The sequence below is a fragment of the Streptomyces sp. NPDC030296 genome (assembly GCF_055572815.1).
The window spans coordinates 220,168-245,898 of record NZ_JBVICQ010000003.1 but is presented as its reverse complement, the minus strand read 5'-3'; the positions used below and the strand labels follow the sequence as shown (position 1 = coordinate 245,898).

Here is a 25,731-nt window from a genome sequence, read left to right as displayed (position 1 = left end):
TGGGGCACAGCTGGGAACCGATCGGCCGCGGGCGGTGTACCCCTGTTGTGAGAACGCGGGAGGGGGGCCGCATCGTCGATGAGGCCGCGGTGATCGCACGCGTACGCGCCGGAGAGCCGGAGGCGTACGCGGACCTGGTGCGCGCCCACACGGGCATCGCGCTGAGGGCGGCCCGGGCGCTCGGCGCCGGTCCGGACGCGGAGGACGTGGTGCAGCAGGCCTTCTTCAAGGCGTACTGCTCGCTCGGCCGCTTCCGGGACGGGGCGGCGTTCCGGCCGTGGCTGCTGTCGATCGTGGCCAATGAGACGAGGAACACAGTGCGGACAGCCGGACGTCAGCGGTCCCTGGCCGACCGTGAGGCGGCCCTCGTGGAGGCCGAGCCGCTGATACCACCGGCGGCCGATCCGGCGGTCGCCGCGCTGGAGATAGAGCGCCGGGTCGCCCTGCTGGGCGCGCTGGAGCAGCTCAGCGAGGAGCACCGACTGGTCGTCACCTACCGCTACCTGCTGGAGATGGACGAACCGGAGACGGCCGCCGCCCTCGGCTGGCCCCGGGGCACGGTCAAGTCCCGCCTGAGCCGGGCCCTGCGGAAGCTGGGGCGTTTACTGCCGGAGTTCGATCCGGGCGAGTCCCTCGACCGGAGGGGACGCAGGAGAGGGGGTGATGGGGGTGAGTGAGCGGACCGGGGACGAGGAGCGAGAGCCGGAGCGGGCGCGCAGGCAGGGCGAGGGGCCTCGGGGCGGAGACGGGGCCGGTGCCCGTGGCGACGACGGCGACCGTACCCGTGGCGGCGACGGCGGGCTGCGTGATCGTCCGGTGGTCGGGCTGCCCGCGGAGCTGCGGGCGCTCGGGCGGTCGCTGGACCGGCCGGCCGGCGGCCGGGACGGCGGGGACGACCCGGACGAGACCATGGTCGAGCGGGTCCTGCGGCAGATACTCGCCGAGCAGGTGCCGACGCCGGTGGCCGAGCCGCCGGTGGCCCGTGGACGGCTGTCGGCGGTGCGCCGGTGGCTGCGGCTCAGGGGGCGTGCGCTGACCGCCGCGCTGTGCGGGCTGCTCACCGTCTTGGTCCTCACTCCCCCGGTGCGGGCGGCCGTGGCCGACTGGTTCCGGTTCGGCGGGGTCGAGGTGCGGTACGACCCGTCGGCGACGCCTTCGACCGGCGCGAGGGTGCCGGGCTGCCCGGACCCGGTGCCGCTCGCCGAGGCCGGGCGGCGCGCCGGGTTCACTCCGCTCGTGCCGGAGGCGCTGGGCGCGCCGGACGCGGTGTCCGTGACCGTGGCTCCGAAGGGCCGCACCGTGATCACCCTGTGCTGGCGGGAGCGGGGGCGTGTGATCCGGCTCGACGAGTACGCGGCCCGGCTGGCGCCCGAGTACGCCAAGACCGTGGCCGGGGAGCAGGACGTGCAGTGGGTCGAGCTGGGCCCCGGCTGGTACGAGGTGCTGTGGTTCCCCAGGGCGCATCGGCTGCGCTTCTGGATGCGCTCCGAGGACGGATCCCGCTTCACCCGCTCCGAACGCACGGCGGGTCCGACGCTGCTGTGGGTGCACGAGGGCGACTTCACCCTCAGGTTGGAGGGCGTGGACTCCAGGGCACGGGCCGAGAAGATCGCCCGGTCGGTGAAGTGATGGGTCGGTGAAGTGATGGGTCGATGGGGTGACCGGTCGGTGGGGTGATCAGGCTGTGGGAATCGGTCCGGCCTGAGTGGGAACCCCGGCGGCGCGAGCGGTGTACCAGGAATGACACTGCGCGTGCGGACGGACCGCACCGCTTCCGATCGGGGGGTGTCGGATGCGTGGACCGCGACAACCGGTGGCGACCATGGGCGCGCTGCTGACGGCGTTACTGACCGGCTTCGGCCTGGTGTTGCTGGGGGCGCAGCCCTCGGCGGCGGGCGGGCCGACCAGCGTGCTGCTGGCCTCGCCGACCAGCCAGCGGACGGCTTCGCTCTACGGCACGGACAAGGCGTACATACGCCTTCAGGAGTTGGTGGGCCTGGTCGGCTCCGGGCTCGACGGCGGCCGGGGCAAGCCTCCGATGTCGGAGGAGGAGCTGGCGGAGACATCGGGCGAGATGATCAATGTCACCTGGATGATCCATGACGTGAGCCCATGGCGTGTGGACCGGGTCTATCCGAGCCTGCCCAGCACGAAGGACGTCTGGATCCATACGACGGTGAGCGTCGGCGGCCTGGGGACGGACGCCGCCGCGGAGAGCCGCGGCGTCTGGCACAAGGCGAAGGACTCCGAGGAGCTGCGGCAGGTGCTGACCCGGCTCGGGGTCCTGGGCAAGGAGTCGGACGGTACGGCGCGGGGCGAGCTGCCGTCGCTCCCCGCACCGGTCACGGCCGGTGCCGACACCGGCGCGACAAGCGATGGCGAGGGCGATGAGGGGAGCGCGAGCGAACCGGGCCTGGCGGACCAGGCCCGGTGGGCGATACCCGCGCTGGCGCTGGGCGCGGCCCTCGGCTCCACCGTCACGCTGGTGCTGCGCCGCACGGCGGCCCGGCGGGACACCGGACCGCGAGGGCCCCGTCAGGAACTGCTGGACGCCTGACCGACGAAGGCGGCCGCCCGTCGCGGTCACGACGAGCGGCCTCCTGCGTAGGGCGTCCGGGGTCCTGCGGGAAGCTTCCGGGGTCCGGCTTCCGGCTTCCGGCTTCCGGCTTCCGGCTTCCGGCTTCCGGCTTCCGGCTTCCGGCAGGGTCAGCCGAGGTCGATCTCCGGGTACAGCGGGAAGCCGGCCACGAGGTCGGTGGCGCGGCGGGAGATCTCGTCCGAGACCTTCGCGTCGAGCACGTGCTGTGCCTTGGACGGGGCGCCCGACTTGGTGGTGCCGGGCGTCGCGGTGGTGAGGACGCGGTCGATGAGGCCGGCGACCTCGTCCATCTCGGCGGTGCCCAGACCACGGGTGGTCAGGGCGGGCGTGCCGATGCGGATGCCGGAGGTGTACCAGGCGCCGTTCGGGTCGGCCGGGATGGCGTTGCGGTTGGTGACGATGCCGGAGTCGAGCAGCGCGGCCTCGGCCTGGCGGCCGGTGAGGCCGTAGGAGGTGGCGACGTCGATCAGGTTGAGGTGGTTGTCGGTGCCGCCGGTGACCAGGGTGGCGCCGCGGCGCATCAGGCCCTCGGCGAGGGCGCGGGAGTTGTCGACGATGCGCTGCGCGTAGTCCTGGAAGGCCGGCTGGCGGGCCTCGGCGAGGGCGACGGCCTTGGCGGCCATGACGTGCGGGAGCGGGCCGCCGAGGACCATCGGGCAGCCGCGGTCGACCTGGTCCTTGAGGGAGTCGTCGCACAGGACCATGCCGCCGCGCGGGCCGCGCAGCGACTTGTGGGTGGTCGTGGTGACGATCTGGGCGTGCGGCACCGGGTCGAAGTCGCCGGTGAGGACCTTGCCGGCGACGAGGCCCGCGAAGTGCGCCATGTCCACCATGAGCGTGGCGCCGACCTCGTCGGCGATCTCGCGCATGATCCGGAAGTTCACGAGACGGGGGTAGGCGGAGTAGCCGGCGACGATGATCATCGGCTTGAACTCACGGGCGGATGCGCGCAGGGCCTCGTAGTCGATGAGGCCGGTGGCGGGGTCGGTGCCGTAGGAACGCTGGTCGAACATCTTGCCGGAGATGTTCGGGCGGAAGCCGTGGGTGAGGTGCCCGCCGGCGTCCAGGGACATGCCGAGCATGCGCTGGTTGCCGAAGGCCTGGCGCAGTTCGGCCCAGTCGGCCTCGGAGAGGTCGTTGACCTGGCGGGCGCCGGCCTTCTCCAGGAAGGGGGCCTCGACGCGGTCGGCGAGGACGGCCCAGAAGGCCACGAGGTTGGCGTCGATGCCGGAGTGCGGCTGGACGTAGGCGTGGCGGGCCCCGAACAGCTCCCGGGCGTGCTCGGCGGCGAGGGCCTCGACGGTGTCGACGTTGCGGCAGCCGGCGTAGAAGCGGCGGCCGACGGTGCCCTCGGCGTACTTGTCGCTGAACCAGTTGCCCATGGCCAGGAGGGTGGCCGGGGAGGCGTAGTTCTCGGAGGCGATCAGCTTGAGCATCTCGCGCTGGTCGGCGACCTCCTGGCCGATGGCGTCGGCCACGCGCGGCTCGACGGCGCGGATCACGTCGAGGGCGGAGCGGAAGGCGGTGGACTCGGTGGAGAGGGGCTCGGCTGACATGGGGACCTCCGGACGTTGCGTTCAGCGTTCACGGTACGGCCCAGGCGCACGGCACTCATCTTCCCGGGCCGCTCCCCGATGGTCCGTCCCATCCCAGCGCGCCAGTCACGGCCCGTCGATCACCTTATCGGGCGGCGACGAGCGGCAGACCCGGACGTCCACCATTCGAACGACGCGGAGACCGACGGGCCGGGCGCCGCGGGCGTCACAGGATGACGTGCGGCAGGAAGCGGGCGTACTCGTCGGTCACCAGGCCGGAGGACTCCCGGATGCCGAGGCCGGCCGACTCGTTCTCGACGACCCAGGCGCCAAGGACGACATGGTTGCCGTCGAAGGCCGGCAGCGGCGCCAACCCCTGGTAGCAGCAGGGTTCCTCGCGCAGGACCGGGGCGCTGCCGGGCTCGTGGACGGTGACACCGGCGCCCTCGCGGCCGAGGAGGGGCTTGGAGACGTAGCCGTCGGTGGCGGCCAGTTCGCGGGGGCCGTCGAGATAGGCGGGGAGGAGGTTGGGGTGGCCGGGGTAGAGCTCCCAGAGGACGGCGAGCAGCGCCTTGTTGCTGAGCAGCATCTTCCAGGCGGGCTCGATCCAGAGGGTGGTGCCGGTGCCGCCCCCGTTGTCGAGGGTGGCGAGGACGTGCGGGGCGAAGCGGTCCGTGGTGAGCCACTCCCAGGGGTACAGCTTGAAGATGCTGCGGATGAAGCGGAGCTTCTTGTCGACGAAGCGCCCGGAGAGGCGGTCCCAGCCGATGTCCTCCATGGAGATCCAGTCGGTGTCGAGCCCGGCCTGCTCGGCGGTCTCCTTCAGATAGGCGACGGTCATCAGGTCCTCGCCGAGTTCGTCGCCCGCGGTGTGCGCGAAGTACAGGGGGCTGCCCGGCGGGAGGAGGTGGGCCTGCTTCTTCCAGGCGTCGACGAGGCGTTCGTGGAGGGAGTTCCACTGGTCGGCGCCCGGGAAGCGTTCCTCCATCCAGAACCACTGGGGGCTGGCCGCCTCGACGAGCGAGGTCGGGGTGTCGGCGTTGTACTCCAGCAGCTTGGCGGGGCCGGTGCCGTCGTAGCGCAGGTCGAAGCGGCCGTAGACGGACGGCAGTTCGGCGCGGCGGCGCCACGCCTCTGCGACGAGACGGGCGAGGCGCGGGTCGGTGATGCCGAGGTCGGCGAAGCGGTCGTGCTCGACGATGTGCGCCGCGGCGGCCAGGCACATGGCGTGCAGTTCCTCGACGACCTCCTCCAGCGCCTCCACCTCGGGCAGCGTGAAGACGTAGTAGGCGCTCTCGTCCCAGTAGGGGCGCAGCGTGTCGTCCGGATACCGGGTCAGGGGGTAGATGAGCCCCTGCTCCTCGACCGTCTGTTGCCATCCGGTCCGGGGTTCGATCGTGCGGCGTTCCATGGCTCTGTCTCCCGGGCGGGGTCAGCCGCCGCCGGAGCCGGATCCGGAGCAGCCGAAGCCGTCCCGGTCGACGGCCTCGCTACGGCTGAAAGTGCCGTAGTCGGCCCTTTTGCCGGTGACGTCGGCGTCGTAGTACCAGGCGGCGTCGACCGTGCCGGGCTGGCTGCGGTTGCCGCTGCTGTTGGTCTTGCGGTTCTTGCCGTACGACGAGAAGGAGGAGCCGGAGTCGGAGTCGGAATTGCAGTTCTTGTCGGCGATGATCTTGTAGCCGTTGGCGACGTCGTAGCTGTCGCGGTCCACGCACCGGCGGTCCGGGTCGGATCCGCAGGACGTGAGGGCCGCGGCGACCACACCCATCCCACCGAGTACGACCGTGCTGGACCGCAGTCGCCTGCGCTGTTCTCCCATGTGCTCCCCCGTCGGGCTGGTGTGCTCGGCCGAGCGGGGCCGGTACGCGGGGACCACCCCCCGAAGCGCCCGGCACTCGGCACCCGGTTCATCCGGGCTTTATCGGCGCTCAGACTAGTGATCGGTTCAGGCCACAGCCAAACGGCGCGGGGTGGGTACCGGGGGGAGGGGCCGGGGGGAGGGTCCGGGCGTGCGGGGAGGCGGTGGGAGGGCCGGGGGAGCCGGAGGGCTGGGGCCCTCCCACGCGGAACCGCCGGGTCACCGGGTGTCCTTCCGGCGCTGCGATGCGGGGCGGGACGCGGACGCGGACGCGGACGCGGACCCGGACAGACAGCGGATCGCCTGGGTGCGGAGCGCCTCGGTGAGTTGCGGCGGCGCGTCCGGGGAGAGGCTGAAGTCCGCGTCCACCGAGGTGATCATCCAGGCGAGGTCCCGTGGGGTGTCGGCCCCCAGGTGGAGCAGGCAGCTGTGGTCGTCGAGGCGTTCGAGGACCCCCATGCCGGGCCACACCCGGTCCGCGACCGCGGACACGGGTTCGTGGAGGGTGACGGTGGTGCGGACGGGCCAGGTCCGCGAGGAGAGGCGGTGTGCCAGATACGTCGCCGCGTCGCCCTCTGGGATCGGCCTGGGCGCGAACCGGGGCCCGGTCTGGGTGCGCGGGACGAGCCGGTCGACCCGGAAGGTCCGCCAGTCGGCCCGGTCGAGGTCCCAGGCGACCAGATACCAGCGCCGGTCAAAGCTGACCAGGTTGTACGGCTCGACGCAGCGGACGGCGCGTGTGTCGCCGGACCAGGCTGAGTCCGCCCCACGAGCCCCGCCCCGGTCCGCGCTAGGCACCCCTGGGTCGGACCCGTCGTACCCCGAGCCGCCGCCAACCGCCCTACCGGCGACGGATCCGCCGCCACCGGGCCCGCCCCCGTCGGGCGCGCCCTTGACGGCCCCGTCGGCGTCGGCCCACCCGTCCCAATCGCCCGCGTCGTCCCCCACCCCCGCGGCCGTCGGCGGCATCGGCGGCTCGACGGTGTGGGGGCCGGTCACGTGCGGGGTCGGGTAGGTGAAGCGGAGCTGTTCGCGGCGGCGGCAGGCTTCGGCGATGGTCATGAGGGTGTCCGGCGAGACCTTCGGGGCCGGCGCGGCCCCGGCCCGCACTGTGGCGGTGTGGAGGGTGGTGACCCGGTGCCGCAGCCGGGAGGGCAGTACCTGTTCCAACTTGGTGAGGGCGCGCAGCGAGGCCTCCTCGATGCCCGCGACCGTACCGTCGGCGGCTGTGCGCAGCCCGACGACCACCGCGACGGCCTCCTCGTCGTCCAGCAGCAGTGGCGGCAGACTCGCCCCGGCGCCGAGCCGGTAGCCCGCGGCGCCCCGGGCGGCGTGCACGGGATAGCCGAGGTCACGCAGCCGTTCGATGTCGCGGCGCAGGGTGCGGCGGCTGACGCCCAGGTGCTCGGCGAGTTCCGCCCCGGAACGGTCTCGCTCTCGGTGGGTCTGCAGCAGGGCGAGCAGTCTCAGCAGCCGCCCGGAGGTCTCCAGCATGGACACGAGACTGCCGCGCCCTTAGGCCCGTAGGTGACCTAACCGGCCCCTAGCGTCGCTGCCATGACGAAGCCCACCCCCGGCGGACACGCCGTTCAGGACACCCCCGCCACGCCCGCGCACCCCACCGGTCAAGCCCTGCGGCCCTTCCGCGTCGACATCCCCCAACCCCAGCTGGACGATCTCCGCGCGCGACTCGCGGGCGCGCGGTGGCCCGACGAGTTGCCCGATGTGGGATGGAGTCGTGGCGTGCCGGTGGGCTACGCGAAGGAACTCGCGGAGTACTGGCGTACCGGGTTCGACTGGCGGGCCCAGGAGGCGCTGCTGAACTCGTACGAACAGTGGACGACGACGGTGGACGGGCAGAACCTGCACTTCCTCCATGTGCGTTCGCCGGAGCCGGACGCCACGCCGCTGCTGTTGCTGCACGGCTGGCCCGGCTCCGTCGTGGACTTCCTGGATGTCATCGGGCCGTTGTCCGATCCGCGGGCGCACGGTGGCGACCCGGCGGACGCGTTCCATCTGGTCGTCCCGTCGCTGCCGGGGTTCGGTTTCTCCACGCCGCTGGCGGGCCCCGGGATGAACGCGGCCCGGATGGCCGGTGTCCTCGCCGGGCTGATGTCCCGTCTCGGCTATGGCCGTTACGGCGTGCAGGGCTACGACACCGGTTCCTGGGTGGCCCCCGAGATCGGCAAGCAGGCCCCGGACCGGGTGATCGGCGTCCATGTGAACGCCATGATCGCCTTCCCGGTGGGCGCGGAGGGCGAGACGGACGGCCTCAGCGAGGTGGAGCAGCGGCGCTGGCAGACCATGCAGGACTTCAACGACGGCTACCTGCAGTGCAACTCCAAGCGCCCGCAGACCGTGGCGTACGGCCTCACCGACTCACCCGTGGGCCAGCTCACCTGGATCGTCGAGAAGTTCAAGGAACTCACCGACCCGGAGGACGGGCTGCCCGAGGACAGCGTCGACCGGGACCGGATGCTGACGAACGTCTCGCTGTACTGGTTCACCGGCACCGCCGCCTCCGCCGCCCAGGTGTACTACGAGGAGATCTCCGCGAACGCCTGGGAGTCGAAGGGCTCTGGGGACGGGGCGGCGTGGGAAGCGGACGGGGCGAGCCAGTGGGCGGAGGCTGCCGGTGGTCATCGCGCGCCCACCGGCGTGCTCGTCTCCGCGCACGATGTGACGGTCCGGCGCTGGGCCGAGCGTGACCATCACATCGTGCGGTGGACGGAGCTGGACCGAGGTGGTCATTTCCTCGCCCTGGAGGCGCCGGAGGCGCTGGTCGCCGATGTCCGGGCGTTCTTCCGGGCGGTGCGCGGGGAGGAGACGGAGGTACCGCCGGTCGTCCGATGAGGCGAGGAGGGGGTGAAGGCCGTTATCCGGCGGGCGGGTGGACCACGGTGATGCCGGCGAGGATGAGGGTGATCCCGGCGAGGAACTGCTCACGGTCGTCGTGCCCGCGCAACTGGGGGGCGAGGGACCGGGTGAACGGGTACTCGTCGGGGTCGAGCTCCTGCCACGCCGTCGACACGGTGTCGAGGAACCGGTCGCGGTCCACGTCGGGCGGGAGTGCGCGGGCGCTCGCGCTGTTCGCGGCGTTCTGGCCGGCGGCGCCGAGGATGTAGTGCATCAGGGCCGAGGTCGCCGTGAACCAGCTGTCCTCGGGTACGCCCAGCGCGCGGACCTGCCGGCCGATGCTCTCGAAGAGGCGTGGCGCCACCGTTCCCCAAGGGCTGCGGGAGAGCTGGGTCGCCAACTGCGTGGCGAGCCACGGGTGCTCCTCGATCGCGTCGAACAGCCCGAGCGCGACAGCCTGGATCCCGTCGCGAGCCGCCCCGGGAAGCCCACCGGCCCCGTCCGTCCCAGCAGACCCAGCGGCCCCAGAGGCCTCTTCTCCTGCCCCGCCGGCCCCAGCCGACCCCGAGGCCGAGGCCGCCCCGCCCGTCCCGCCGGCCTCGACCGCCACGGCGTCGGCGACGACCGCGTCCGTCACGGCGTCGAGCAGTTCCCCCTTGTTCTCCACATGCCAGTAGATCGCCCCCGGTCCGGTGGCGAGGCGCTCGCTCAGTGCCCGGAACGTCAGTCCGCCCTCACCCGCCGCGTCGAGCAGTTCGATCGCCGCCTCGACGATGCGTTCACGGGAGAGCGCCTCTGTGCGCCGCTGCGACCGGCGCGTCCGCGTTGCCATGCCGTCATCTTGACACGGCTGGAGCGCCGTTCCAAAGTTGGAACGCCGCTCCATCATGGAACGGCGTACCAGAGCCGATCGCCACCTCACAATCGGCCGACTCGCGTGCGGAGGAACCACCATGACGACCACCACGCCCAGCCCGGTCACGATCGTCGGCGCCGGGTTAGGCGGCCTCACCCTGGCCCGTGTCCTGCACCTCCACGGCATCCCGGCCACCGTCCACGAGGCCGAGCCCTCTCCCTCGGCCCGCGCACAGGGCGGGCTGCTCGACATCCACGAGCACGACGGGCAGCTCGCCCTCGACGCGGCCGGGCTGACGGACGAGTTCCGCGCGATCGTCCTGGAGGGCCGCCAGGCGATGCGGCTGCTCGACACGGACGGGACCGTCCTGCTGGACAGGCCCGACGACGGCACCGGTGGCCGTCCCGAGGTGCAGCGCGGCGAGCTGCGGCGGATCCTGCTCGACGCGCTGCCGGCCGGCACCGTCCGGTGGGGCCGCAAGGTGAGCGGCACCCGCGCCCTCGGCGAGGGGCGTTTCGAGGTGGTGTTCGCCGACGGCGACACCGTCACCACCGGTCTGCTGGTCGGGGCGGACGGCGCGTGGTCACGGGTCCGGCCCCTGCTCTCCCCCGCCGAACCGGAGTACGTGGGCACCTCGTTCGTCGAGACCTACCTGTTCGAGGCCGACACCCGGCATCCGGCCGCAGCGAAAGCGGTGGGCGGCGGGTTCATGATGGCGCCCGCGCCGGGCCTGGAGATCTTCGCCCACCGGGAGGGCGGCGACACCCTCCACGCCTATGTGGCGCTGAGCAGGCCTCAGGACTGGTTCGCGGCCATCGACTTCAGCGAGGGCGACGCCGCCCTCGCGCGCATCGCGCGGGAGTTCGCGGGCTGGGCACCCGAACTCGTCGCACTGATCACCGAGAGCGACACCGCGCCGGTCCTGCGCTCCCACCACGCCCTGCCGAGGGGCCACCGCTGGGAGCGGGTGCCGGGCGTGACCCTGCTCGGCGACGCCGCCCACCTCACGGCCCCGAACGGCGAGGGCGCCAACCTGGCCATGCTCGACGGCGCCGAACTCGGCAAGGCCCTCGCCGCGCACCCCGACGACACCGAGGCCGCGCTCACCGAGTACGAGCAGGCCATGTTCACGCGCAGCGCCGAGGTGCCCACCTTCGAGGGAGCCGATCTGCACAAGATCGACTCCGAGAACAACACGGCCCCCTGGCTCCTGCGGGCCTTCCTGGAGCACGAGAAGGGCGGGCGGGGCTGAGCAGGCCCGGTGCGGTTCAGCCCCGTACGCAGGTCGTGCCCGTCGGGCACAGGGAGGTCACCGCGTTGGTGACCGGCTCGCGGAGGTCGGTGAGGGAGGTCGACTCGGGGGCGCTGAAGCGGACGCCGTAGGGCTTGCCGTCGGGGGCCAGGAACCGGTGGTCGATGACCCGGCGGGGGCCGGCGCCGCTCTCGCCGTCGAAGCGGTAGACGACCTCGGAGTAGACGTCCTCCTCGGAGCGGTCGAGGACGCGGTAGCCGGGGAGGCGGGCGAAGCCGTAGTTCGCGTTCTCGGCGTCGTCCATGGAGGCGGCGGGGCTCTCCTCCATGACCTCGAACAGCTGGAGGACCCGGGTGCCGTCCGGGGACTCGTACGTCACGACCGTCGGCTTGCCCTCGGGCTGCTTCGCCGTGCGGGTCCAGCCGGAGGGGACGTCGACGGTGAAGCCTGCGGGGTCCTCGGAGCGCACGTAGCCGGGTGCGGCGTCGGCCGAGGTCCCGCCGGACGCCCCGGACGTGCCCCCGCCACCGCCAACGTCACCACTCCCGTCACCGCTTCCGCCCGCGCCCCCGCCCGTGAAGCCGCCCGTCCCCCCGTCCGCGCCTCCGGACGAGTCCTGCCCGGGGTCGCTGCCGCCCTTCGCGCCCGCCTCCGGGGCGGAGGGTGACGGGGGCGGCGAGGACGGGTGTGCGGCGGTCGTACGGTTCTTCGTGTCGCCGTCCGGTCCCACCAGGGTCCATACGCCGAGGCCGGCGCCCCCGCCGAGCAGGGCCGCGAGGGCGATCACCAGGGCCATGCGCCATACGTTGACGGGTGCGGGTGGGTCGTCCACCCAGCGTCCGGTTGTCGGATCCCAGCGCGCCATCAAGTCCCCCTTGCCGTCGCGGGCGTTCACGACTGCGTCGACGCGCGTGCGCGTGACCGCGTTTGACGACGATAGCGGCGTAAACGCCGACAGGCCCCGTCCCGGGCGAAACCGGGACAGAGCCTGTGCGAGCCCGCTATGGGACCGTGACGCCCCGCCTCATGGGCGACGACGGGGGCAACGGCGTGGGGAAACCGCTCAGATGAGGCCGAGCGCGCGGACCGCCTCGCGCTCCTCCTCGAGCTCCTTGACGGAGGCGTCGATACGGGCGCGGGAGAACTCGTTGATCTCCAGGCCCTGGACGATCTCGTACTTGCCGTCCTTCACGGTGACCGGGAAGGAGGAGATGAGGCCCTCGGCCACACCGTACGAACCGTCGGACGGGATGCCCATGGAGGCCCAGTCGCCGTCGGCGGTGCCGTTGACCCAGGTGTAGATGTGGTCGATGGCGGCGTTGGCGGCGGAGGCGGCCGAGGAGGCGCCGCGGGCCTCGATGATGGCGGCGCCGCGCTTGGCGACGGTCGGGATGAAGTCCTCGGCGAGCCACTTCTCGTCGTTCACGACCTCGGCGGCGTTCTTGCCGGCGACCGTGGCGTGGAAGATGTCCGGGTACTGGGTGGCGGAGTGGTTGCCCCAGATCGTGAGCTTCTTGATCTCGGAGACCGGGACGCCCGTCTTCTTCGACAGCTGGGTCAGCGCGCGGTTGTGGTCCAGGCGGGTCATCGCGGTGAAGCGCTCGGCCGGTACGTCCGGCGCGGCGGCCTGGGCGATGAGGGCGTTGGTGTTGGCCGGGTTGCCGACGACGAGGACGCGGATGTCGTCCGCGGCGTGGTCGTTGATGGCCTTGCCCTGCGGCTTGAAGATGCCGCCGTTGGCCTCCAGCAGGTCGCCGCGCTCCATGCCCTTGGTACGGGGGCGGGCGCCGACGAGCAGGCCGACGTTGGCGCCGTCGAAGGCGACGTTCGGGTCGTCCGTGATGTCGATGCCGGCGAGGAGCGGGAAGGCGCAGTCGTCGAGCTCCATGGCGGTGCCCTCGGCCGCCTTCAGCGCCGGCGTGATCTCCAGCAGGCGGAGCTTGACCGGCACGTCCGCGCCGAGCAGCTGGCCGGAGGCGATGCGGAAGAGCAGGGCGTAACCGATCTGGCCGGCCGCGCCGGTGACGGTGACGTTCACGGGAGTGCGGGTCATGGCGTTCTCCGTATGACAGCTGGCGGTGGGGCGTCCCTGCCCCGGACGTTTGATCGATCTCTTGGCGTCAAGAGAGATCGGTGGTCAGGCTATCGCGCATCCAGGATCCCCGACGGCCGGGTTCGTGTGGCCCACCACACACGGCCCGCCCCTGGCGCGCCGACCCACAAGAAAAGGCGGCCGCCGGGTCCGAGGGGGGGTGGACCATGGCGGCCGCCGGTGGGGGTGCCGGGCCGGGAGAGACCAATCTCCCGGGCGGGCCGGACTCCCGTGGGGGTACCTTCCGCCTGCCCAGGCAACCGGAAGGCATGCCCTCCAATTTCCAACTACTTTGCGGGCGACTGCGATCACTATCGGTCACGGTGGCACCCCCGGAGGGGGTTGCCCGTTCGAGGGCGATGAGTACGGCCGCCCCTTCGGCCGAGTGAAGGGGGTGGGTCCTGCGGTGCGGCGGGAGGGCGGGCCGGCGAGGCGTGGGCCCCCGGCCGAGGCGTGCCGCGCATGAGCCGATCGGACCCGTTTGGCGGCACGACGTGTGGCGGCACGACCTGTCAGCCCGTCAGGCACGGCGGCCCGTCAGACCATCACCTGCCGCCCGCCGCCCGCCCGGCCAGTCAACCGTCCGGCCCGTCAACCCTTCGGCCCCTCTGCCGCCGGGCCGCGTGTATGCGGCCCGCCCGAGGGCAGCCCGGCCGTCCGGAACTGCCCTCAACAGCCGTCCGGAACGGCCGCTCTGGGGCTCGTCGGTGACAGCGTCAGCCGCCCGCCCCCGCCGTCGGCGCGGCACGTCAGCCGCCCCACGCCTGAGCCGGGCAGCACCCTCCGCCGCCCGGCTCACCCTGCGCGCCAGTCCTTCCGGCCCGTCAGCCCCTTCGGCCCCTGAGCCCTTCGGCCCGTCAGCCCCTCGGCCCGCCAGCACCCTTGGCCCGTCAGCCCGTCAGCCCGCCAGCCCGGTCGGCCCCGTCGGCCCTCAGTTCGTGCAGCCCTCCTCGCCCGTTGCCAGCGTCACGCATGCCGTGGCGTCGCCCGCGTCCTTGACCGCGACCATCGACGTGTACGCGATGTTGTCGCCGGCCTCCTCGACCGCCGCTGTCTGCTTGGCCTTGCCGGCCGTCACACGCACCTTGTCGCCCTGGCCCGCCAGCGTGACGCGGGCCCAGGCCGCGCGGCAGTTCTCGCTGTAGCGGACCTCGACCCGGGCCGTGCCGACGGTGGCCTCGTCCGCGGTCTTCACGACACCCGTCGTGCACCCCATGGTCTCGGGGTCCTTGCCGGTGCAGTCGGCGCCCGCGCACTTGACGCCGGACGGGAGGTCGGGTTCCGTGCCGGCCCCGGTCGAGGCGTTCGCCGGCTGCTTGTTCTCGGCCTCGCTCCCGCCGTCCCCCTGGGTGAGGAAGAACGCCGCCGCGATCACGACGAGCGCCCCCACGGCTCCCGCGAGGAACATCGTCACGCGCCGCCCGGGCGCCGAATCGCCACCGTCGGGACGACCCGTGCCGCCGGGAGGCGGGCCGAAGACACCGGACGGAGCCGCCGCGCCACCGCCCGCGCGGGCCGCCGACGCTGCCGACGCCGAGGACGCCGACGAGACCGAGGCCGCCGGGGTCGCCGGGGTGGACGGCGTTCCGACCGGACCCGAGGCGGACGAGGGCGAGGTGGCCCCCCAGTTGACACGGGGGGCACTCGCTGCCGCCCCCGGCCCGCCGCCGCCGTACCGCGACGACGAGGACGACGAGGAGGAAGACGAGGATGAGGACGAGGACGAACTCCCGTACGACGGACGGGACGTGCGCTCCTCCGCCGGCCCACGCGGCTGCGGCGGAACCGTCGGCGAGACGCCCGCGGGTCCCGCGATGCCCGGTGTCGCCGTCACGCTCCGGCCCGCCCTGGCGTTCTGGCCGCCCTTGACGATCGCCTGGCCCCCGGTCTCACCCAGCGCGGCGCGCGCCTGGGAGATACGGATGGCCTCCATGGTCATGTCGTGGCGCATCTCCGAGCGGCTCCAGGCACGCTCGGCCAGCTCCCACATGGTCGTCAGGTGAACGGGGTTGGTGCCGGTCACCTCGGCCAACGCGACGATCGCGCCCTTCGGCGCGAGCAGTCTGCCGTTGAGATACCTCTCCCATGACGTCTTGCTGTAGCCCGTACGGTCGGCCACCGCGGCGATGCTCAGTCCACCGCGGTCGACGAGTCTGCGCAGCTGACTCGCGAACTCCTTTACCTGTGGATCGAGTTCATCCGGCAAGGCCCTCCAACGAGGCATTGATTCCCCCCTCTTCCCCCTGAGCGTCTCTGTCCATGCCCCCTGTGCCGACTATCCGTGTGCCGCGCATGATGCCCTCGCTGAATCCTGGTCCGTGACCGAGCCCGAGGCCCCCTTCCGCACCCCGTTCCGGCCTACCCATTGGGATGCGCCCGGCCTGCATGTCAGTTCCCGGAAAAGGGGCGTGCGGGAGCATTTCGGGCCGGGCGCACCCCCTCGCGCGCCCCCTGCCGGTCCGCGGTCCAGTGTCCCACCGCCATCCCGGCTTTCCGGGCGGAATGACAGATCCCCGCGCGGGCCGTCCCGGACCGTCCCAAAAGCTCACGTTAGCCCTGGTGCCGAGCCGATCGTCGGTAAATCCTCGAACTCGTCAGCACATCGGCCCGACCACCGCACAGGCACGGCCACCCGTGTCGAACAGGATGACGGGAGTGGTACCGGCGTCCTGTGCACCGGTGACGGTCGGAAGGTCATACGGGGAACCAGGGGGATCACATGCAACTCAAGGCCAGGCTGCTGCTCGCGGCCGCCGCCGTGACGGCCTCGACCGGGCTCGCGCTCGGTGCCGCCGCTCCGCTCGCCACGGCCTCCGGGCCGCATGTCGTCGACGGTTCGGGCGCCGCGTACAACGACTGGGGCGACGAGGGCACGCTGTCCGTGAACAGCCACTCCAGGAGCAACGCGACCCGGCTGTGGCAGAGCGTGCTCTACGCCGACGGCGCCAAGTGGAAGGACTCCGGCGGCAATCTCCACACCTTCACCCCGTGGGACATCGACGGGGTCTTCGGCTGGAAGACGCGCTCGGCGACGAAGTACTGGCAGGTGCAGGAGGAGCTGGAGGACATCGACGGCATCGTCGGCCAGGAGACCTTCGGGCAGGCGGACGGCTTCCTCGACGGGCCGTACGCCGACGGCCTGGTCACGTACACGGGCACCGTGAACCAGGTGACCTTCAAGCGGCTCGCCGGGAAGTACTACGTCCGGGTCGGTTCGAAGTGGAAGCTCGCCGCGTACGACTGGCGCAGCTGAGGTCGGGGCGGGCGGCGGCGCGCCGCACAATGCCACTCGGCTGCCGCCAGGGGGCCGCCGGGCTGCCGCCCGCCCAGGCCGAGGGGCCGTCACGACAGTGTGGCGGCCCCCAGCAGCGCGGCCCCGACGAGGGCCAGGACGGCGAGGACGGCGAGCGCGGCGTAGAGCGCGAGACGGCCCGGCCGGCGTGCCGCCGGATCCTCGGCGGGGGCGTCCCACCAGGGCAGCGTGGGGTCGTCCTCGTACGCCTCCGCCTGCGCTGCCCCCGCCCCCGCCCCCGCCGACGACGGGTCCGGGGTCATCGCCGGTACCGGCGGGCGCGGCCAGACCCGTACGGCCAGCTCCCAGCGCACCCCGAAGCGTTCGGCGTCCTCCCCGGCGACCTCGCAGAGGGCGACGACGGCCTGGCGGGGCGGGGGCTGGGTCGCGTTGAGGTAACGCTGCCAGGAGGACTTGCTGTAGGCGGTGCGCGCGCCGAGGGCGACCAGGCTGAGCCCCGTACGGTCCTTCAGCAGCCGCATCTGCTCGACGAAGTGCTGCACCTCCGGGGGGAGTCCGTCCGGCAGCGGCTGCCAGGCGCTCATCGACTGCCTCCTGGGCTCGGTCGGGGTCTGAGCAAGTGACGACGGCCGTGGGCGGACCGGTTCCCGTCAGCGCGGTCATCAGCTCGGGCGCGTGGGGCGACGGCGGGGCGTGCCGGAGCGCGAAGGGCGCGCGGCGCGGTTCGGGGGCGGAACGCACACGGAGATGACCTGCGGGTGCCGGCGTCGTGGCCGGGTGGGGACACCTCGGCGGAATTGTCACTTCCGTGCCACAGCGGGTCGGCAGCTGTTGAACAGGGCGTTCGCCGTGCACGAGGGTGGATCGCGGCGGCGGTCCGTCCTGACTCGGGGGAGGGGACGGGCCGCCGTCGCGCGTCCGTCAGCCGGTCTCGTCGCCGACGGTGAAGTGCAGGGTGTCCTTGAGGAAGGGGATCTCCAGCAGCGGCTTCGGCTGTGCCATCAGCGCGAGGAGCACGATGACGGAGCCCAGCGCGATGAAGGTGACCATGTCGGTGAAGCGTGAGCGGACGGCGAGCATGCCGACGTCCGGGACCAGCCAGCGCAGCAGCGCCCCGGCGAGCAGCGCGGAGCCGATCAGGATCGTGCCGAGCCGGAACGCGTCGAACGCGGTGAGCAGCAGGCCGAGGCCCACGGTGCAGAGCACGGCGAGGATCGGCCACTGCCGGGCGGGCGCGGGCGCGTCCCGAGGGGCGGCCCGGCCGCCGCCCTCGGGCCGCGCGGTGTCGCGGGTGAACATCGGGAAGCGCCGGGTGGCCCGGACGGGCTTGCCGTCCGCGTCGGGCGCGCTGATGGGATCGCGCACCTCGATCTCGTCCGGCGCGCCACCCGTCACCGCCGCTCCACGCTTCTCCGTCTCCCCTGCACGTCCCGACATCTCCACCCTCTCCGACCCACCCGACGCCACGGCGTCCCCGGCCGACTTCGCGGACGCACCGGGGCTCTCGGAGCTTCCCGCCCCTCCGGACGAGCCCGGCGTCCTGGGCGCGCCCGACGTCGCCGACGCACTCCTCGACGCGGCCGACGCACCCGGCTCGTCGGACGCGTCCGCCCCGGCCGACGCGCCCGACGTGGCCGACGCCTGCGGCATACCCGGCGTCGCCGATCCGGCCGACTTCTCCGACGTACCAGGTGCGTCCGGCGTACTCGACGCACCCGACGTACCCGACGTCCCCGACCCGGTCGGTGTCCGTGGCGTGCTCGGCTTCGCCGATGCCCGGGGCGTTCCCCGGACCTCGGCCTTCCCCGACGCCTTGTCGTCAGCCGGCACTGCGCTCCGCCGCCTCGACCACGTTGACGAGCAACTGGGCCCGGGTCATGGGGCCGACGCCACCGGGGTTGGGGGAGATCCAGCCGGCGACCTCGGCGACGCCGGGGTGCACGTCGCCGACGATCTTGCCCTCGGCGGAGCGGGAGACACCGACGTCGAGAACGGCGGCGCCCGGCTTCACGTCCTCGGGACGGACCAGGTGCGCGGAGCCGGCGGCGGCGACGATGATGTCGGCGCGCTTGAGGTGGGCGGCCAGATCACGCGTACCGGTGTGGCACTGCGTGACCGTCGCGTTCTCGCTGCGCCGGGTCAGCAGCAGCGGCATCGGGCGACCGATGGTCACACCGCGGCCGACGACGACGACCTCGGCGCCCTTGATCTCCACGCCGTAGTGGCGGAGCAGGGTGAGGATGCCGTTCGGGGTGCAGGGCAGCGGGGCGGGCTCGTTCAGGACGAGGCGCCCGAGGTTCATCGGGTGGAGGCCGTCGGCGTCCTTGTCGGGGTCCATCAGTTCGAGGATGCGGTTCTCGTCGATGCCCCGGGGAAGGGGCAGCTGGACGATGTAGCCGGTGCAGGCGGGGTCCTCGTTGAGCTCCCGCACCACCGCCTCGATCTCTTCCTGGGTGGCGGTCGCGGGCAGTTCGCGCTGGATGGAGGCGATGCCGACCTGCGCGCAGTCGCGGTGCTTGCCGGCGACGTACTTCTGGCTTCCGGGGTCCTCCCCGACGAGGATCGTGCCGAGGCCGGGCGTGACGCCCTTCTCCTTCAGCGCCGCCACGCGGGCGGTCAGATCGGACTTGATCGCGGCTGCGGTGGCCTTGCCATCGAGAATCTGGGCGGTCATGGGCCCAATCTTCGCGGATGACGGCCTCCCGGTTCCAATCCGGCCGCCCCTCGGACACCCGCGGCCGGTCCGCCGCCAGGTCAGCCGCCGGTCTGTCGCCAGGTCAGCCGCCCCGCCGGTCCGCCACCTGCCAGCCGCCCGACAAGATCGGATGTGTTGCACTTGCACAACGCCCCGGAATCCGGCTGGACATCCGAGCGGGCATATAAAACGATTGGGGCACAGTGCCGCGGGCACTGCCGGGGGGCGTGACCACAACAGAGCAGGGCATTCCTCCGACCCGTGCCGCGCGTCCCCGCACAAGGCAACGGAGGAGACCCGCCATGAGCTTCGGTGACCCGAACAACCCCTACGGCCAGCCCCAGCAGCAGCCGTCCCCGGGCTACGGCTACCCGCAGCAGAACCAGCCCCAGCAGCCCGGCTACGGCTACCCGACCGCCCCGCCGGTCTCCCAGGGGTACGGCGGCGGGTTCCCGGGCGGCGCGCCCACGACCATGCCCAGCACGGTCAACGCGGCCCGTGTGATGCTCTGGGTCATCGCCGGTCTCCAGGTGATCGGCGTGCTGCTGTACGCGATCGGCGCGGTGGCCATCAGCGCGGCGAGCGACAGCGCCGAGGACCCGGCGCTGAAGGACGCGCTCGGTGACGTCCCGGTCGGCATGATGTGGGCGATCGCCGTGTTCGCCGTGGGCTGGCTCGTCTACGCGATCATGCTCGCGGTGAAGTTCAAGAGCGGCGGCAACGGCGTACGCGTCGCCGCGCTGGTCTTCGGCATCATCACCGCCGTCCTGAGCATCTACCCGTTCTTCCTGATCGGCCTGGTCCACCTGGTGCTGGGCATCCTGATAGCCGTCTTCACCGGCAACGCCAACGGCAAGGCGTGGTTCAACCGCCCGCGCTACTGAGCCGCCGAGCCCACGGAGGGCCGTACCCCGTCGGAGGGGTACGGCCCTTCGGCGCTTCCGGAGACACCGGAGACACGGAGACAGCGGAGACGTACGACTACGGCCTTCCCAGCGATCAGAACGGGCAGGCCCGCCGGTCGGACGAGGTGACAGACCGGCCGCACAGGCCGCACAGGCCGCACAGGGGTCCGAGAACGCGCGGGGGCGCGCCGCGTCGAGCGGCACGCCCCTTCTGCTCCGCCGTCCGGCGGTCAGTGTCCGTGTCAGTGGAAGAAGTGCCGCGTCCCCGTGAAGTACATGGTGACGCCCGCCTTCTGCGCGGCCTCGACGACCAGTTCGTCGCGGACCGAGCCGCCGGGCTGGACGACGGCCTTGACACCGGCCTCGGTGAGGATCTCCAGCCCGTCCGGGAACGGGAAGAAGGCGTCGGAGGCGGCGTACGAGCCCTGCGCCCGCTCGGCGCCCGCCCGCTCGACGGCGAGCTTCGCGGAGTCCACACGGTTGACCTGGCCCATGCCGACGCCGACCGAGGCGCCGTCCTTGGCGAGGAGGATCGCGTTGGACTTGACCGCGCGGCAGGCCCGCCACGCGAAGGCCAGCTCGGCCAGCTCCTCGGCGGAGAGGGCCTCGCCGGTGGCGAGCGTCCAGTTCGCCGGGTCGTCGCCGTCGGCCTGGAGCCGGTCCGTCACCTGGAGGAGGGCACCGCCGTCGATCGGCTTGACCTCGGCGGGGTGGGAGGGCGCGGCCGGGGCCTTCAGCACACGGATGTTCTTCTTCTTGGCGAGGGCGTCGAGGGCGCCCTCCTCGTAGTCCGGCGCGACGATGACCTCGGTGAAGATCTCGGCGACCTGCTCGGCCATCTCCTTGCTCACCGGCCGGTTGACGGCGATGACCCCGCCGAACGCGGACAGCGGGTCGCAGGCGTGCGCCTTGCGGTGCGCCTCGGCGACGTCCGCGCCGATCGCGATGCCACAGGGGTTGGCGTGCTTGATGATCGCGACACAGGGCTCGTCGTGGTCGTACGCGGCACGGCGGGCGGCGTCCGTGTCCGTGTAGTTGTTGTACGACATCTCCTTGCCGTGCAGCTGCTCGGCCTCGGCGAGACCGCTGCCGGTGCCGTCGACGTAGAGGGCCGCGGGCTGGTGCGGGTTCTCGCCGTAGCGCAGGGTGCTCTTGCGCTCCAGGGCGGCGGCGATGAACTCGGGGAACGGCGAGTCGTCGGCGGGCGCGTAGGCCGAGGCGAACCAGGAGGAGACGGCGATGTCGTACTCGGCGGTGTGGCGGAACGCCTCGGCGGCCAGCCGCTTGCGGGCGGCGAGGTCGAAGCCGCCGTCCTTGACGGCCGTCAGGACGTCCGCGTACCGGGCCGGGCTCGTGACCACCGCGACCGACGGGTGGTTCTTGGCCGCCGCGCGCACCATCGACGGGCCGCCGATGTCGATCTGCTCCACGCACTCGTCCGGGGTGGCGCCCGAGGCGACGGTCTCACGGAACGGGTACAGGTTCACGACGACCAGGTCGAACGGCTCCACGCCCAGCTCGGCGAGCTGACGCCGGTGGTCCTCCAGACGGAGGTCGGCGAGGATGCCCGCGTGCACCTTGGGGTGCAGCGTCTTGACCCGGCCGTCCAGGCACTCGGGGAAGCCGGTCAGCTCCTCGACCTTGGTGACGGGGACGCCGGCGCCGGCGATGCGCCCGGCGGTCGACCCGGTGGAGACGAGCTCCACGCCCGCCTCGTGCAGGCCACGGGCGAGCTCCTCGAGCCCGGTCTTGTCGTAGACGCTGACGAGCGCGCGACGGATGGCCCGCTTGCCGCTCTCGGCCGTGACAGTGCTGTCGGCGGTCACTGGATAACTACCTTTCGTCCCTCAATGCGATAGCCGTTGCGGGCGAGCCGCCCCACGACATCGACGAGCAGCCTTCGCTCGACTTCCTTGATGCGCTCGTGCAGAGCGCTCTCGTCGTCCTCGTCCCGGACCTCCACCACGCCCTGCGCGATGATCGGCCCGGTGTCGACGCCGTCGTCGACGAAGTGGACGGTGCAGCCGGTGACCTTGGCGCCGTACGCGAGCGCGTCACGCACACCGTGGGCTCCGGGAAAACTGGGCAGGAGGGCGGGGTGCGTATTGACGAACCGCCCGCCGAACCGGGCGAGGAACTCCTTGCCCACGATCTTCATGAACCCGGCGGAGACGACCAGATCCGGCTCGTACGCGGCGACGGCCTCGGCGAGCGCCGCGTCCCACTCCTCACGTGTGCCGTGGTCCTTGACGCGGCAGACGAACGTCGGCAGCCCGGCGCGCTCGGCCCGGGCGAGCCCTTCGATGCCGCCGCGGTCGGCCCCGACGGCCACGATCTCGGCGCCGTAGGCCTCGACGCCGGTCGCCGCGATGGCGTCGAGCAGCGCCTGGAGGTTGGTGCCGGATCCGGATACCAGCACGACGAGGCGCTTGGCCACGGGCTTGGCGGCCACGGTGGGACCCTTTCTGCGGTTCTGGTCCCGTGCGGGTGCGCACGGGTTCCTGGGGGGCCGCTCCACGGTCGTGCGGAGCGATCCGGCCCGCCGGACCCGTACTTGTACATTCATACGAATGCTTCACGTCCCCCGATACGGGGAAGTCTACGAACCGGCCGACCGTCAGCAACGATACCGGCACACCCGGCGGCCCCCGTGGGACGGGGGCGTGGCCGGAAGGTAGCGTCTGCGAGGAGCGGGCCCGGGAAGGCGGTCGGGAACGCGGCCGGTGTGCGGGGCGTTCACGAAGTGACAGCTCATGCCGTACCGGCCGAGTCCACCGCCGGACCCGGCACGCTCAGCATCGTGTTCAGCCGACGCCGTCGACGCCGTCGACACCGACCTGTTCACCGCTGTGTCCACCGCCGACTCACCGCCCGACCGACAGCCCTACCGCCGCCGCCTTTTCACCAAGGGGAAGACGCACTCCTGATGCCGGACCGCAGCCTCCGCCTTCCTTCGCTCCTGCTGCGCGAGCGGAGCTCCTCTCCCACGCCTCCGCGCGAGAGCGAGGACGCCGCCGAGCGGCCCGGGCAGCCGGGGTCGTCTGGGTCCGGTGGCTCCTCCGGTTCCTCGGGTTCCGCCGGTCCTTCCGGTTCCTCCGGTTCCTCCGAGGACAATCCGTTCGCGCCGCCTCCTGAGGGTGCGCCCGATCGGCCGTGGCAGCCTCGGCGGCCCGCGGGCGGCCAGGGTTCCGACGGCGGTCACGGTGGCGGTCCCGGCGGGGGTGGTCACTCGCCGTGGGGCAGTCAGTGGAGCGACCGGCAGCCCGGCCGCTCCACCGGTGGGCATTTCGGTGAGCGACCCGGTGGCCAGGGCCAGGGCGGTCCCGGCGGTCCGGGTCAGGGCCAGGAGGGTGGTCCGGGCGCCGGAATGCGCTGGGACCCGACCGACCCCGCCCAGCGTCGCGCGCGGTACGCGCTGCTCTCCGGGATGTGGGCCTTCTTCTTCGCCCTCTTCGCCTGGCCGTACGTGGCCCTGCTGCTCGGCTCGCTGGCCCTGTACTGGGCGATCAGCGCGTTGCGCGCCAAGCCGCGGACGCCGGACCCCGAGGCTCCGGCCCGCCCCGAGGTGAGCGGCCGCCCCCAGCGGACGGCGGCCATCAGCGGCCTCGTGACGGCCTCGCTCGCCCTGACCGTCGTGATCGCCACGTTCACGACCCAGTTCGTGTACCGGGACTACTACACCTGCGTGAACGACGCCCTCACCACAGCCTCCGAGAAGTCCTGCAAGGAACTCCTCCCGGAGGGCCCGGTACGGGACATGCTGGGCAGCGCGCAGTAGGCGGTGGACAGCGGGGCGGCCGAACGGCGGTGAGGCGGGGATCAAGAGGTTTGGTCGGGTGCCTTCGCCCTCGTCGGCTCGCCGGGGCCGAGGGGTGTGGGGGGCTGCGCTGCCACCGGCCTCCGCGTCGGCTTGGAGAACCACGAGGGCAACTGCAGAGCCCTAGTTCGGAGCCGTCGTCGGCCCGGTCGCGGGGAGCGGCTCGGATCCGGTCGCGGGGAGCGGCTCGGTTCCGTCCGCGGTGAGGCGGCCGCAGTGGCGTCCTTGAGAGGCTGGTCCGGGTGATCCGCCACCTCGGTACGGTCCCCGGCACCCCCTTCGTGGAGGGGGCGGTCCGGAGCGCGGTCCGCGTGAGCCTCGGCCGTGGAGACCAGGGCGGCCAACGGCAGGTCCGAGAAGCGCTCACGCGGTGCCGCCGCGTCCAACGCCTCCTCCAACTCACGTGGAAACACGGTCGGCACCGCCGAACCCGGCCTCGCGACCACCGCCCCTCGCTTCCGCTCCGCCCCGCCCGGCTTCCTCATCGACCGCGCCCGTTCCGCTCTCGCCTCCTTGCGGCGGAAGAGGCCACCTCTCGTTCGGGTCCGCTCCCCCGAGCGTCCTTCCGCTGAGGGCAGCCGCACGGTCGTGATGACGGGGCCCGCGCCCCGGTCCGCGCCCTGGGGCTTCCCGTGGGCGCGGGCGCGCCACCAGCGTGACGAGAGGGCGACGGGCAGGGCGACGGTGGCCACCCAGGCGCCGGCCGCTCCACCGGTCTGCCACCAGAGGGGGCCGAAGTGGCTCAGCGCGGCCACTCCGAGGGAGCCGCTCGCGAGGACGGTCAGCAGGGCTACGGCTACGGCGCACAGGGCGGCGGCGACGAGGGCGGCGGCCGCGGTGCGGCGCACGGACCACGGAGCGCCCCGTTCGGCTGCGGCTCGCGCCCCCGTGAACCACCCCACCGTCACCCCGGCGGCCAGCGGTACCACCCCCACCGCCCAGGTCAGCGCCGTACCGCCCCCCGTCGGCACCGCCGCCAACAACGGGAACGGGGGCAGCAGAGCGGTCGGCGCCGTCGCCGACAGGGGCGCCACGACGTGCCCGGCGCCCAGGACGAAGCCGGGGCCCAGCGCATAGGCCGCCGCCCACACGGCCGCGTTCGGCAGCAGGGCCACACAGAGCATCAGTACGGCGAAACGACCCGACCAACCCTCGGTGAGCTGCGGGAACGACGCGCGGAGCGCGTCGCCGTGCCCCACCAGGGACACCGCGACCAGCAGCACCCCGCCGCCGACCAGCGTCAGCGCCCCCGCCCCAGCGGCCCTCCCCGCGGCGGTCAGTACCTCCCGTCGGCCTTCCGTCTCCAGCGCGCCGCCGAGGGGCGCGGGCAGGGGCAGGCGGGGGCGCCCGTGTGCCGCCCACACCCCTGTGCCCGCCGCGAGCGCCGCCAGCGCCGGTACGCACACCACCGCCCACCACCACGAGGGGCGCAGCACACCACCCGACGCGTACAGCGTGACCGCCCCGCCGACGGCCGTGTAGCCCGCGACGAGCCCGGCCCAGGTCGCACGCGCGCCGGCGCCGAGGCTGCCCCCCGCGTGATCGCGGGCCGAGCGGTGCAGCAACACCAACGGCAGGGCGAGCAACAGGAGCGGGACGAGACCGACAGGGGCGGGGTCGCCGGAGAGCGTGTCCGTCCGGATCAGTTCAACGCCGTGGGACAGCAGCCACAGGGCCGCCGCCACGTGCAGGGCCCCGCCGGGCCCGCTGTCCGGGTACGGCGAGCTGATCCACAGCACCATCACCAGCGCCGAGAACGCCCCGAGACCGAGCCCCGCCGCGAGGATTCCGCCCAGCATCCCGGTGACCAGTTCGGACGACCGACGGCGGATCCGGCCGAGCGACGGCGACAGCGCGGACAGCGGCGGCAGGCCGGCCGGGGAGGGCGGGGGCGGCGCCGACCGGCCATGCGGGGAGGGCTGGTCCGAGGCGGTGGACGGGTCGTTCGGGTCGGTCACGTGCGTCACGTCCGCCATGCTCCCAACGACACGCGCTTTACCCGGGTAACAGGGG

The 25,731-nt window shown here is 72.8% G+C and carries 22 protein-coding genes and 1 riboswitch; of the genes, 8 read left to right on the top strand and 14 right to left on the bottom strand.

Translation table 11 applies throughout. The features are described from left to right. Positions 1-47: 47 nt before the first annotated feature. From ACZ4Z3_RS09140 to ACZ4Z3_RS09130, 3 genes are all read left to right on the top strand, one after another. A complete protein-coding gene (locus ACZ4Z3_RS09140) occupies positions 48-677 on the top strand; it encodes an RNA polymerase sigma factor (RefSeq protein WP_468500378.1) in 630 nt (209 codons plus the stop codon). Next, positions 664-1,629 carry a hypothetical protein gene (locus tag ACZ4Z3_RS09135; protein ID WP_468500377.1) on the top strand — a complete coding sequence of 322 codons (966 nt, stop codon included), beginning with the start codon at positions 664-666 and terminating at the stop codon, positions 1,627-1,629. Before ACZ4Z3_RS09140 ends, ACZ4Z3_RS09135 begins: the two co-directional genes overlap by 14 nt. Before the next feature lie 163 nt (positions 1,630-1,792). Beyond that, entirely contained in the window at positions 1,793-2,557 is a 765-nt protein-coding gene (locus ACZ4Z3_RS09130; RefSeq protein ID WP_468500376.1) for a hypothetical protein, read from the top strand. Positions 2,558-2,706: 149 nt separating this feature from the next. Here the strand turns inward: ACZ4Z3_RS09130 and ACZ4Z3_RS09125 are convergent, their stop codons facing one another. The 4 genes from ACZ4Z3_RS09125 to ACZ4Z3_RS09110 all read right to left on the bottom strand — a co-directional run bounded on the left by ACZ4Z3_RS09125 (position 2,707) and on the right by ACZ4Z3_RS09110 (position 7,486). Continuing rightward, a complete protein-coding gene (locus tag ACZ4Z3_RS09125; RefSeq protein WP_468500375.1) occupies positions 2,707-4,155 on the bottom strand; it encodes a glycine hydroxymethyltransferase in 1,449 nt (482 codons plus the stop codon). Positions 4,156-4,186: 31 nt separating this feature from the next. Next, positions 4,187-4,274, bottom strand: a riboswitch (ZMP/ZTP riboswitch). Positions 4,275-4,360: 86 nt separating this feature from the next. Continuing rightward, positions 4,361-5,545 carry a glutathionylspermidine synthase family protein gene (locus tag ACZ4Z3_RS09120; RefSeq protein WP_468500374.1) on the bottom strand — a complete coding sequence of 395 codons (1,185 nt, stop codon included), beginning with the start codon at positions 5,543-5,545 and terminating at the stop codon, positions 4,361-4,363. A gap of 21 nt (positions 5,546-5,566) precedes the next feature. Next, positions 5,567-5,953: a hypothetical protein gene (locus tag ACZ4Z3_RS09115; RefSeq protein ID WP_468500373.1), complete on the bottom strand. Its 387-nt coding sequence runs from the start codon at positions 5,951-5,953 to the stop codon at positions 5,567-5,569. A 258-nt stretch (positions 5,954-6,211) separates the two neighbouring features. Further along, a complete protein-coding gene (locus ACZ4Z3_RS09110) occupies positions 6,212-7,486 on the bottom strand; it encodes a helix-turn-helix transcriptional regulator (RefSeq protein ID WP_468500372.1) in 1,275 nt (424 codons plus the stop codon). Positions 7,487-7,549: 63 nt separating this feature from the next. On the opposite strand from ACZ4Z3_RS09110, the gene ACZ4Z3_RS09105 reads away from it, so the two are divergent. Then, positions 7,550-8,845, top strand: a complete 1,296-nt coding sequence (locus tag ACZ4Z3_RS09105) for an epoxide hydrolase family protein (RefSeq protein ID WP_468500371.1) — start codon at positions 7,550-7,552, stop codon at positions 8,843-8,845. A 22-nt stretch (positions 8,846-8,867) separates the two neighbouring features. Here the strand turns inward: ACZ4Z3_RS09105 and ACZ4Z3_RS09100 are convergent, their stop codons facing one another. Beyond that, positions 8,868-9,680 carry a TetR/AcrR family transcriptional regulator C-terminal domain-containing protein gene (locus tag ACZ4Z3_RS09100; RefSeq protein WP_468500370.1) on the bottom strand — a complete coding sequence of 271 codons (813 nt, stop codon included), beginning with the start codon at positions 9,678-9,680 and terminating at the stop codon, positions 8,868-8,870. 121 nt (positions 9,681-9,801) lie between these two features. Between ACZ4Z3_RS09100 and ACZ4Z3_RS09095 the strand changes: the two genes are divergently transcribed. Then, positions 9,802-10,956: an FAD-dependent oxidoreductase gene (locus tag ACZ4Z3_RS09095; protein ID WP_468500369.1), complete on the top strand. Its 1,155-nt coding sequence runs from the start codon at positions 9,802-9,804 to the stop codon at positions 10,954-10,956. Between the two features lie 16 nt (positions 10,957-10,972). Here the strand turns inward: ACZ4Z3_RS09095 and ACZ4Z3_RS09090 are convergent, their stop codons facing one another. The 3 genes from ACZ4Z3_RS09090 to ACZ4Z3_RS09080 form a co-directional block, all read right to left on the bottom strand. Next, a complete protein-coding gene (locus ACZ4Z3_RS09090) occupies positions 10,973-11,752 on the bottom strand; it encodes a hypothetical protein (RefSeq protein ID WP_468500368.1) in 780 nt (259 codons plus the stop codon). A 267-nt stretch (positions 11,753-12,019) separates the two neighbouring features. Then, positions 12,020-13,009, bottom strand: a complete 990-nt coding sequence (locus ACZ4Z3_RS09085; RefSeq protein WP_468500367.1) for a malate dehydrogenase — start codon at positions 13,007-13,009, stop codon at positions 12,020-12,022. A 970-nt stretch (positions 13,010-13,979) separates the two neighbouring features. After that, entirely contained in the window at positions 13,980-15,272 is a 1,293-nt protein-coding gene (locus ACZ4Z3_RS09080; protein ID WP_468500366.1) for a helix-turn-helix domain-containing protein, read from the bottom strand. 495 nt (positions 15,273-15,767) lie between these two features. On the opposite strand from ACZ4Z3_RS09080, the gene ACZ4Z3_RS09075 reads away from it, so the two are divergent. Then, complete coding sequence (locus ACZ4Z3_RS09075; RefSeq protein ID WP_468500365.1) at positions 15,768-16,301, top strand: peptidoglycan-binding domain-containing protein; 534 nt, start codon at positions 15,768-15,770, stop codon at positions 16,299-16,301. A gap of 89 nt (positions 16,302-16,390) precedes the next feature. Here the strand turns inward: ACZ4Z3_RS09075 and ACZ4Z3_RS09070 are convergent, their stop codons facing one another. The 3 genes from ACZ4Z3_RS09070 to ACZ4Z3_RS09060 all read right to left on the bottom strand — a co-directional run bounded on the left by ACZ4Z3_RS09070 (position 16,391) and on the right by ACZ4Z3_RS09060 (position 18,975). Further along, the gene (locus ACZ4Z3_RS09070) at positions 16,391-16,885 is read right to left on the bottom strand and encodes a helix-turn-helix domain-containing protein (RefSeq protein ID WP_468500364.1); all 495 of its coding nucleotides are present in this window, start codon (positions 16,883-16,885) and stop codon (positions 16,391-16,393) included. Between the two features lie 337 nt (positions 16,886-17,222). After that, positions 17,223-17,738, bottom strand: coding sequence for a DUF3017 domain-containing protein (locus ACZ4Z3_RS09065; RefSeq protein ID WP_468500363.1), 516 nt, complete (start codon positions 17,736-17,738; stop codon positions 17,223-17,225). Positions 17,739-18,120: 382 nt separating this feature from the next. Next, the gene (locus ACZ4Z3_RS09060) at positions 18,121-18,975 is read right to left on the bottom strand and encodes a bifunctional methylenetetrahydrofolate dehydrogenase/methenyltetrahydrofolate cyclohydrolase (RefSeq protein ID WP_055521975.1); all 855 of its coding nucleotides are present in this window, start codon (positions 18,973-18,975) and stop codon (positions 18,121-18,123) included. A gap of 323 nt (positions 18,976-19,298) precedes the next feature. On the opposite strand from ACZ4Z3_RS09060, the gene ACZ4Z3_RS09055 reads away from it, so the two are divergent. After that, the gene (locus tag ACZ4Z3_RS09055) at positions 19,299-19,880 is read left to right on the top strand and encodes a hypothetical protein (protein WP_468500362.1); all 582 of its coding nucleotides are present in this window, start codon (positions 19,299-19,301) and stop codon (positions 19,878-19,880) included. A 263-nt stretch (positions 19,881-20,143) separates the two neighbouring features. Here the strand turns inward: ACZ4Z3_RS09055 and purH are convergent, their stop codons facing one another. Next, positions 20,144-21,727: a bifunctional phosphoribosylaminoimidazolecarboxamide formyltransferase/IMP cyclohydrolase gene (gene purH / locus ACZ4Z3_RS09050; protein WP_099969625.1), complete on the bottom strand. Its 1,584-nt coding sequence runs from the start codon at positions 21,725-21,727 to the stop codon at positions 20,144-20,146. Further along, complete coding sequence (gene purN, locus ACZ4Z3_RS09045) at positions 21,724-22,353, bottom strand: phosphoribosylglycinamide formyltransferase (protein ID WP_055521971.1); 630 nt, start codon at positions 22,351-22,353, stop codon at positions 21,724-21,726. The genes purH and purN overlap by 4 nt, the downstream gene beginning before the upstream one ends. Before the next feature lie 474 nt (positions 22,354-22,827). Here purN and ACZ4Z3_RS09040 point away from each other — a divergent pair, with 474 nt between their 5' ends. After that, positions 22,828-23,679, top strand: a complete 852-nt coding sequence (locus ACZ4Z3_RS09040) for a hypothetical protein (RefSeq protein ID WP_468500361.1) — start codon at positions 22,828-22,830, stop codon at positions 23,677-23,679. Positions 23,680-23,720: 41 nt separating this feature from the next. Here ACZ4Z3_RS09040 and ACZ4Z3_RS09035 read toward each other — a convergent pair whose 3' ends face one another. Next, positions 23,721-25,694 carry a cell division protein PerM gene (locus ACZ4Z3_RS09035; protein ID WP_468500360.1) on the bottom strand — a complete coding sequence of 658 codons (1,974 nt, stop codon included), beginning with the start codon at positions 25,692-25,694 and terminating at the stop codon, positions 23,721-23,723. Positions 25,695-25,731 lie beyond the last annotated feature (37 nt).

What these genes read in the sequence shown, in the direction of transcription:
- ACZ4Z3_RS09135 (WP_468500377.1), top strand. Translation starts at nt 664, where the DNA reads ATGGGGGTGAGTGAGCGGACCGGGGACGAGGAGCGAGAGCCGGAGCGG.
- ACZ4Z3_RS09130 (WP_468500376.1), top strand. Translation starts at nt 1,793, where the DNA reads ATGCGTGGACCGCGACAACCGGTGGCGACCATGGGCGCGCTGCTGACG.
- ACZ4Z3_RS09125 (WP_468500375.1), bottom strand. Translation starts at nt 4,155, where the DNA reads ATGTCAGCCGAGCCCCTCTCCACCGAGTCCACCGCCTTCCGCTCCGCC.
- ACZ4Z3_RS09120 (WP_468500374.1), bottom strand. Translation starts at nt 5,545, where the DNA reads ATGGAACGCCGCACGATCGAACCCCGGACCGGATGGCAACAGACGGTC.
- ACZ4Z3_RS09115 (WP_468500373.1), bottom strand. Translation starts at nt 5,953, where the DNA reads ATGGGAGAACAGCGCAGGCGACTGCGGTCCAGCACGGTCGTACTCGGT.
- ACZ4Z3_RS09110 (WP_468500372.1), bottom strand. Translation starts at nt 7,486, where the DNA reads ATGCTGGAGACCTCCGGGCGGCTGCTGAGACTGCTCGCCCTGCTGCAG.
- ACZ4Z3_RS09105 (WP_468500371.1), top strand. Translation starts at nt 7,550, where the DNA reads ATGACGAAGCCCACCCCCGGCGGACACGCCGTTCAGGACACCCCCGCC.
- ACZ4Z3_RS09100 (WP_468500370.1), bottom strand. Translation starts at nt 9,680, where the DNA reads ATGGCAACGCGGACGCGCCGGTCGCAGCGGCGCACAGAGGCGCTCTCC.
- ACZ4Z3_RS09095 (WP_468500369.1), top strand. Translation starts at nt 9,802, where the DNA reads ATGACGACCACCACGCCCAGCCCGGTCACGATCGTCGGCGCCGGGTTA.
- ACZ4Z3_RS09090 (WP_468500368.1), bottom strand. Translation starts at nt 11,752, where the DNA reads ATGGCCCTGGTGATCGCCCTCGCGGCCCTGCTCGGCGGGGGCGCCGGC.
- ACZ4Z3_RS09085 (WP_468500367.1), bottom strand. Translation starts at nt 13,009, where the DNA reads ATGACCCGCACTCCCGTGAACGTCACCGTCACCGGCGCGGCCGGCCAG.
- ACZ4Z3_RS09080 (WP_468500366.1), bottom strand. Translation starts at nt 15,272, where the DNA reads ATGCCTCGTTGGAGGGCCTTGCCGGATGAACTCGATCCACAGGTAAAG.
- ACZ4Z3_RS09075 (WP_468500365.1), top strand. Translation starts at nt 15,768, where the DNA reads ATGCAACTCAAGGCCAGGCTGCTGCTCGCGGCCGCCGCCGTGACGGCC.
- ACZ4Z3_RS09070 (WP_468500364.1), bottom strand. Translation starts at nt 16,885, where the DNA reads ATGAGCGCCTGGCAGCCGCTGCCGGACGGACTCCCCCCGGAGGTGCAG.
- ACZ4Z3_RS09065 (WP_468500363.1), bottom strand. Translation starts at nt 17,738, where the DNA reads ATGTCGGGACGTGCAGGGGAGACGGAGAAGCGTGGAGCGGCGGTGACG.
- ACZ4Z3_RS09060 (WP_055521975.1), bottom strand. Translation starts at nt 18,975, where the DNA reads ATGACCGCCCAGATTCTCGATGGCAAGGCCACCGCAGCCGCGATCAAG.
- ACZ4Z3_RS09055 (WP_468500362.1), top strand. Translation starts at nt 19,299, where the DNA reads ATGAGCTTCGGTGACCCGAACAACCCCTACGGCCAGCCCCAGCAGCAG.
- ACZ4Z3_RS09040 (WP_468500361.1), top strand. Translation starts at nt 22,828, where the DNA reads ATGCCGGACCGCAGCCTCCGCCTTCCTTCGCTCCTGCTGCGCGAGCGG.
- ACZ4Z3_RS09035 (WP_468500360.1), bottom strand. Translation starts at nt 25,694, where the DNA reads ATGGCGGACGTGACGCACGTGACCGACCCGAACGACCCGTCCACCGCC.